The organism is Aeromonas sp. QDB56, assembly GCF_027705505.1.
GTDB lineage: Bacteria > Pseudomonadota > Gammaproteobacteria > Enterobacterales > Aeromonadaceae > Aeromonas > Aeromonas caviae.
This window is the reverse complement of record NZ_JAPDBZ010000193.1, coordinates 1-5,883: the sequence shown is the minus strand read 5'-3', so window position 1 is coordinate 5,883 and position 5,883 is coordinate 1. Positions and strand designations below refer to the sequence as shown.

General features: G+C 60.3%; 7 protein-coding genes. 3 read left to right on the top strand and 4 right to left on the bottom strand.

The annotated features are described in order from the left end of the window. Positions 1–122 precede the first annotated feature (122 nt). Positions 123–1,028, bottom strand: coding sequence for a LysR substrate-binding domain-containing protein (locus tag OKB81_RS19170; RefSeq protein ID WP_160839414.1), 906 nt, complete (start codon positions 1,026–1,028; stop codon positions 123–125). Positions 1,029–1,200: 172 nt separating this feature from the next. Between OKB81_RS19170 and OKB81_RS19165 the strand changes: the two genes are divergently transcribed. Together OKB81_RS19165 and OKB81_RS19160 are read left to right on the top strand one after the other, a co-directional pair. Next, positions 1,201–1,827 (top strand): LysE family translocator, encoded by a 627-nt coding sequence (locus OKB81_RS19165; protein ID WP_160839412.1) that lies wholly within the window; start codon positions 1,201–1,203, stop codon positions 1,825–1,827. Positions 1,828–1,853: 26 nt separating this feature from the next. Beyond that, on the top strand, positions 1,854–2,360 hold the full coding sequence (locus OKB81_RS19160) for a DUF1543 domain-containing protein (protein ID WP_160839410.1): 507 nt from the start codon (positions 1,854–1,856) through the stop codon (positions 2,358–2,360). Between the two features lie 253 nt (positions 2,361–2,613). Here the strand turns inward: OKB81_RS19160 and asnA are convergent, their stop codons facing one another. Beyond that, positions 2,614–3,606 (bottom strand): aspartate--ammonia ligase, encoded by a 993-nt coding sequence (asnA, locus tag OKB81_RS19155; protein WP_010675987.1) that lies wholly within the window; start codon positions 3,604–3,606, stop codon positions 2,614–2,616. A gap of 154 nt (positions 3,607–3,760) precedes the next feature. Here asnA and asnC point away from each other — a divergent pair, with 154 nt between their 5' ends. Continuing rightward, a complete protein-coding gene (gene asnC / locus OKB81_RS19150; RefSeq protein WP_041214272.1) occupies positions 3,761–4,222 on the top strand; it encodes a transcriptional regulator AsnC in 462 nt (153 codons plus the stop codon). Between the two features lie 101 nt (positions 4,223–4,323). Here the strand turns inward: asnC and OKB81_RS19145 are convergent, their stop codons facing one another. Next, on the bottom strand, positions 4,324–5,106 hold the full coding sequence (locus tag OKB81_RS19145) for a substrate-binding periplasmic protein (protein WP_202395283.1): 783 nt from the start codon (positions 5,104–5,106) through the stop codon (positions 4,324–4,326). A gap of 230 nt (positions 5,107–5,336) precedes the next feature. Then, entirely contained in the window at positions 5,337–5,741 is a 405-nt protein-coding gene (locus tag OKB81_RS19140) for a CBS domain-containing protein (protein ID WP_029314862.1), read from the bottom strand. Positions 5,742–5,883: the final 142 nt, after the last annotated feature.

Genomic DNA, 5,883 nt, shown 5'->3' with positions numbered 1-5,883 from the left:
GAGACAGCCAGTTTACCAGCACCCTGTCTGTCAACTTCCACTTCCCCAAGATCCCGCGAAGAACCTTTTTTTATGGGCGTTTGCAATTCGTCAGGGGGGATCCTGTGCCCTGTTGCGGCATGTCACCCGACCCATTCAATGTGCGCCAGCCTGTTGTGTGGCACGGCGTCGGTCAGCCAGCGGCGCAGGCTGTCGATATGCTTGCGCCGGGCGCTGTGTCTGGGCCACACCAGGTAGTATCCATCCGTGGTGGCGACGGCTTGGTGAAAGGGCAGTGCAAGCAGCCCGTTTGCGATGGCCTCCTGGCTCAGCAGCAGATCCCCGACCGAGACGCCGTGGCCGCTGATGGCGGCCATGTTGCCCTGCTCCAGGGTGTCGAACACCTTGCCACTGGCCAGATTGAGCCCTGGCCTGGCGCAGGTTCCCTTGAGCCACCGCCGCCAGTCACGGCGATCCGGCGAGGGGTGGATCAGTTCGCACGCCGCCAAATCCGTGCGGGCGGTTTCCACCAGGGCCGGGGCACAGAGGGGGATCAGCCACTCTTCGAACAGCAGGTGACACTCGGTGTCATTCCCGAAATGGCCGTTCCCCAGCAAGATGGCGCAGTCATAGGGCTCGCGGTGAAAATCGACGCCGTCTATGTCCATCCAGACGCTGGAGGCAAGGATCCTGGGAGTGGGGTGATGTTCACGGAACGTGCCGAGCACATCCAGCAGCCAGCGCATGGTCAGGGTCGAGGGCGCCTTGAGTCGCAGCTCCTGGCCGTTGCGGCGAAAGGCCTGACACGCCATCGTCAGGCTCTGGAACCCCTCCGTCAACTGCTCCGCCAGGGCGCGGCCGGCTTCCGTCACCTCGACCCTGGGGCCATGGCGGTGAAAGAGTTCGCACTCGAACCAGGCCTCCAGGGTCTGGACATGGCGACTGACGGCGCCCGGCGTCACGTGCAGGGAGGCTGCCGCCTTGCTGAAGGAGCCGAGCCGGGCCGCGGCTTCAAACGCACGCAGCGCGTAGAGAGGAGGAAGGGTCATCGTTCGATATCAATGTGAGCTTTACTCACATTCAATGGGAGTTTTATCCGTTTTTCAAGGGACGAGTCCTTTTGAATAATGCAGCCAACCCCGGGGCTGGTTGAGCATGACTCATCATGCCTGCCCTGGCTAAAGGCGGACATGGCTGTATCAACGAAGGAGGAAAGACGGAATGAACATGATGTTGCTGGGGGCCTACACCGTGTCGGTCGTGCTCCTGTTGTTGACTCCGGGGCCTGTCGTGGCGCTCGTCACCGGCACGGCGGTTCGTCATGGTTATCGCCAGGCCTGGATGACCCTGCTCGGCACCAACGGGGCCTCCCTGGTGCTGATCCTGATGGCGACCCTGATCCTGGCCGGCGTGATCTCTCTGCCACCCTTGTGGCTCTATCTGCTGGGCGGGGCGGGGTCACTCTACATCGGTTATGCGGCCGTGGGCGGCTTGATGGCAGGGGTGAGCCAGGATACCGGGTCCGGTGCGCCTGTCCTTGCAGGTGGTGGCTTTACGCAGGGCTTCATGACCGGCGTGGCCAATCCCAAGGACATTCTCTTCTTCGTTGCCTTCTTCCCGCAGTTCATCGCGGTGACACCGCACTTTGGCACCAGCATTCTGACCCTCTCCATGGTATGGATCTTCTTCGATCTGCTGGTGCTGAGTCTCTATGTCCTGCTGGTGAAGCGTTGGATGCCGGCCCGGCACAGCAAGCATATCGCGTTGATTTCATCTTTGTTTTTGCTCGCAGTTTCACTGTTCGGGGTTCTGTACAATGGGGTGAAAGTCACCCTGATGCTGGCGTGACCAGGGGTGAGACAAGGGAGTCAGGCATGTTTCTATTCGTGTTCTATCTGGGCGGCAACGCCGGCCAATCCAATATCGAGGTCCACGACATCCAGTTTGTGGCGGCTCAGACCCCCGAGGAGGCCTGGCCTGTACTGCGGGAGGCCTGGTTCGGCGATCCCGACAAGGTGCATATCGACGGTTACGCCAGGCTGCTCTGGGCGGATGGCTATTCGGTGCATCTGCGGGAGACGCCTCCTGAGAAAGAGGCTCCCCGCCTCTACTTTGTGAACATGGGTGGCTATCACCCAGACTCCCTCGCGGATCTGCATGCCTTCGATTTCTTTGTGGCAAAGGATGCAAAGGAAGCAAAAGCCAGGGGGCTCGCATCCTTGCTAAAGGGGGTCAGGCACCAGCACAAGGACAACCTGAAAGAGGTGGACGACTGCCTGCTGCTGGAGACGGTGAGCGGTCTGTACGTGCACCTTGTGCCCGACTCCGAAGGGAGCCCCTTCAGGCCGCAATGGCAGGGATATCAGCCCATCGGCCGCTGAGCGTGACGGTTGCAGGTGGGAGATAAAAAAACGGCAATCCGAAGATTGCCGGGAGGAATGTATTCGATGCGATCTGACGTGGGTTGAGCTGATCGCAGGGGCAAGCCCCAGGGTCGGCAGGCACAGTCAGCGACCATGCCCGCCTTACAGTCAGTCGGGATACGCTCTCCACCCCGGCTGACCAGCTTCGCTATCGCGTCTGTCCCGCGCCGTGTTGCCGCGATAGGAGGACAGATGCAATCAAATCAATTCGTTACAGCATGCCTGGGATGGCAGCTTTCATTTCAGATGGCCAGACGCCGACCTGGACCTGACCTATGTGCTCTTTTTGCAGCAGCAGCATGGCCAGACGGGATTGGCCGATGCCGCCGCCGATGGTTTGCGGCATGCGTGCTGCCAGCAGATCCTGATGCCAGTCATATTGCAGGCGATCCTCGTCGCCGGTGATGGCGAGCTGGCGGCGCAGGGCCTCTGCGTCCACCCGGATCCCCATGGAGGAGATCTCGAAGCTGTCTTCCAGCACCGGGTTCCACACCAGGATGTCACCGTTCAGACCCGCCAGCCCCAGCTCGCTCTCGCTGCTCCAGTCGTCGTAGTCCGGGGCACGGACGTCGTGGCGTTCGCCGTGGGAGAGGGCGCCACCGATACCGATGAGGAAGACCGCTCCCAGCTCTTTGGCGATGGCGCGCTCGCGTCCCTTGGCATCGAGGTCCGGGTAGCGGGTCAGCAGCTCTTCACTGTGCAGGAACTGGATATCCGCCGGCAGGAAGGGGGTCAGCTCATGCTCGGCACAGACCGCGCGCTCGGTGGCCTTGATGGCGGCCCAGATGCCGCGCACCGTCTCCTGCAGATAGGCCAGATCCCGGCGCTCGCCCGGCATTACCTTCTCCCAGTCCCACTGGTCGACGTAGACGGAGTGAATGGGGCTGAGACGATCCTCGTCCGGACGCAGTGCCTTCATGTGGGTGTAGATGCCTTCACCCGGGCCGAAACCGAAGCGACCCAGAGTCTGGCGCTTCCACTTGGCCAGGGAGTGGACCACTTCATAGCTGTGCTCCGGCAGGGTTTTCACCTTGACCTGCACTGCATGCTCGCAGCCGGAGAGGTTGTCCTGGGTGCCGTCACCGACCCGGCTCAGAATGGGGGCTTGTACCTCCATCAGGCCGAGTTGCAGTGCGAGTTGGCGGGAGAACATCTCTTTGACGAAGCTGATCTGCTGTTGGCTGCGGATGTAGTGCTGTTTCATGCTGAATTACCTGTCGTGAATCCGTTGAATGCGGTGATTCTTCAACAGAATGCCAACTAAATTCAATATTCGATAATTGAAATAGGCTTTGTGTGTTTTTTTCTTCAAAATAAGCCATCAATTAATGATGAATCATTAAAAAGAGCGCAAAAAAGTGTCAGAAAATTATCGGATCGATAATCTCGATCAGGCCATCCTCTCCGCCCTGATGGAGAATGCGCGCCTGCCTTACGCCGAGCTGGCTAAACAACTGCTGGTGAGCCCGGGCACCATCCACGTGCGGGTAGAGAAGATGAAGCAGGCGGGCATCATCGAGGGAACGCGGGTGCAGGTGAACCCCAAGAAGCTGGGCTACGACGTCTGCTGCTTCATCGGGATCAACCTCAAGAGCGCCAAGGATTACCCGTCGGCCCTGGCCAAACTGCAGGCGCTGGACGAGGTGGTGGAGGCCTACTACACCACGGGCCACTACAGCATCTTCATGAAGGTGATGACCCGTTCCATCGACGAGTTGCAGACGGTACTGATCCACAAGATCCAGACCATCGACGAGATCCAGTCCACCGAGACGCTGATTTCGCTGCAAAACCCGATCCTGCGGGATGTGAAGCCTTGAGTCGGGTGGTCTGAGGGGGGCGTAGAGACCCCTCTCCCGTGATAGACCCTGTCCGCGCTGCAGAATTCGACCCTGTGGGAGATGACACCCTGACTGGTGGGTCAGGGTTCGATATAGGGGATGCCGTATTTGTCGTAGAGGGCCTTGAGCCGGCCGTCCCGCTTCATGTGCAGCAATTCGGCATCATAGGCGGCCATCAGGGCCGGGGTGTCGGCATCGGCCCGGGAACGGGTCCAGGCATTGAAGTAGGGGCTGGTCTTGAGCGGTTTTGGCAGGTAGTCGAGCTTGCCTTCCAGTCCCTCCTCTCTTATCTGGGTGAAGGCGGTGACCAGGGACATGGGCACCACGTCGATACGACCGGCAATGAGTTTTCGCAGTTGCAGCTGGTTGATGGGGATCTCCTGGAAGTGATAGCTCGGGTCTGTCATGGCTGCCGCGAGCTCGGGGGTATAGGAGAAATCCCGGGTGACACCGATACGCCAGGGTTTGAGATCCGTCAGATGGTCATAGTGGATCAGGCCTGCGGACTCCTTGCGTATGAAGAAGTGCCAGCTATGGAGCATATGGGCCTGTTTGGGGTAGAGCAGATAGGCCTCCCGCTCCGGTTTGTAGGAGTGGGCCAGCAGCAGATCATAGAAGCCGCTTTCGGCATTGCGGGTGAGCCTGGCTCCCGAATCGATGAGCTCAATCCTGATGGGGGTATGGAGCGTGCCGAAGATGGCGGTGACGAGATCCACATCCAGCCCGCGAGGGTGTCCCTGTGCATCCAGCCACTTGAGAGGGGGCTCCTGGATGCCACCAATGACCAACTCCCTAGCTGACAGCCAGCAGGGCAGCAGAAAGCAGAATACGAGCAAGCGTCGCACGTTACATCTCCTGAGCATTGGGGACGGGGTCGCATCCGGCAGGGACTGTGACCGATACCTATCTAACTAGAGACGACCACGGATGGCAAACCCTGAAATGGGGAGGGGACAAACGAACGGTGCCGGTGGGAGGGGGGCGGGCTGCCTCGACAGGCCGCCCCGTGGCAGAGTCGGGCGGGATGGACCAGCCACTCGCCGGCTGTGGGCGGGAGGGTAGTCGGCATGAAACGTGTGCGAGGTGGCCTGCCTCAGGTTGCCTGACACTGTTTCATCTGGGTGTTGAGGGCCTGCATCACCTGACGACGGCTGATGATGCCCGTCACCTTGCCTCCCTCCATTACCGGATAGACCTTGGGTCTGGCCCCGGCCATCTGGCGGGCGAGATCCACGATGTTGTCATCAGGAGAGACGAACAGCGGGGTCCGGCTCATCAGATCTTCGACCAGAGTACGGGTGTCGCAGTGATAGCTGCCCGTGAGCAGGGCGGGAATGCAATCCTGCTCGGAGAGAAATCCGACGAGGTGCTGATGGTCATCCAGTACCGGCAGGCCCCCCAGGTTTGCCCGATGGAGTCTGTCCAGCGCCTCGGCCAGACCGAGGCCGGGGTGCAGTGAGTGGGTCAATGGCTGCATATGATCGCGAATTTGTAGCATGATGGTGGCTCCATGGGGGTCGATGGGGCCACTATGCCCGGTGGCTGTGACACGGGGCCAATGGGTTTCCTGATTACCCATGACCCTCAGCCAGCTTCAAGAGCCGATATGGCATCGGAGGGCTTGCCACGACTGCATGCCC

What these genes read in the sequence shown, in the direction of transcription:
- OKB81_RS19165 (WP_160839412.1), top strand. Translation starts at nt 1,201, where the DNA reads ATGAACATGATGTTGCTGGGGGCCTACACCGTGTCGGTCGTGCTCCTG.
- OKB81_RS19140 (WP_029314862.1), bottom strand. Translation starts at nt 5,741, where the DNA reads ATGCTACAAATTCGCGATCATATGCAGCCATTGACCCACTCACTGCAC.
- OKB81_RS19160 (WP_160839410.1), top strand. Translation starts at nt 1,854, where the DNA reads ATGTTTCTATTCGTGTTCTATCTGGGCGGCAACGCCGGCCAATCCAAT.
- OKB81_RS19170 (WP_160839414.1), bottom strand. Translation starts at nt 1,028, where the DNA reads ATGACCCTTCCTCCTCTCTACGCGCTGCGTGCGTTTGAAGCCGCGGCC.
- asnA (WP_010675987.1), bottom strand. Translation starts at nt 3,606, where the DNA reads ATGAAACAGCACTACATCCGCAGCCAACAGCAGATCAGCTTCGTCAAA.
- OKB81_RS19145 (WP_202395283.1), bottom strand. Translation starts at nt 5,106, where the DNA reads ATGCTCAGGAGATGTAACGTGCGACGCTTGCTCGTATTCTGCTTTCTG.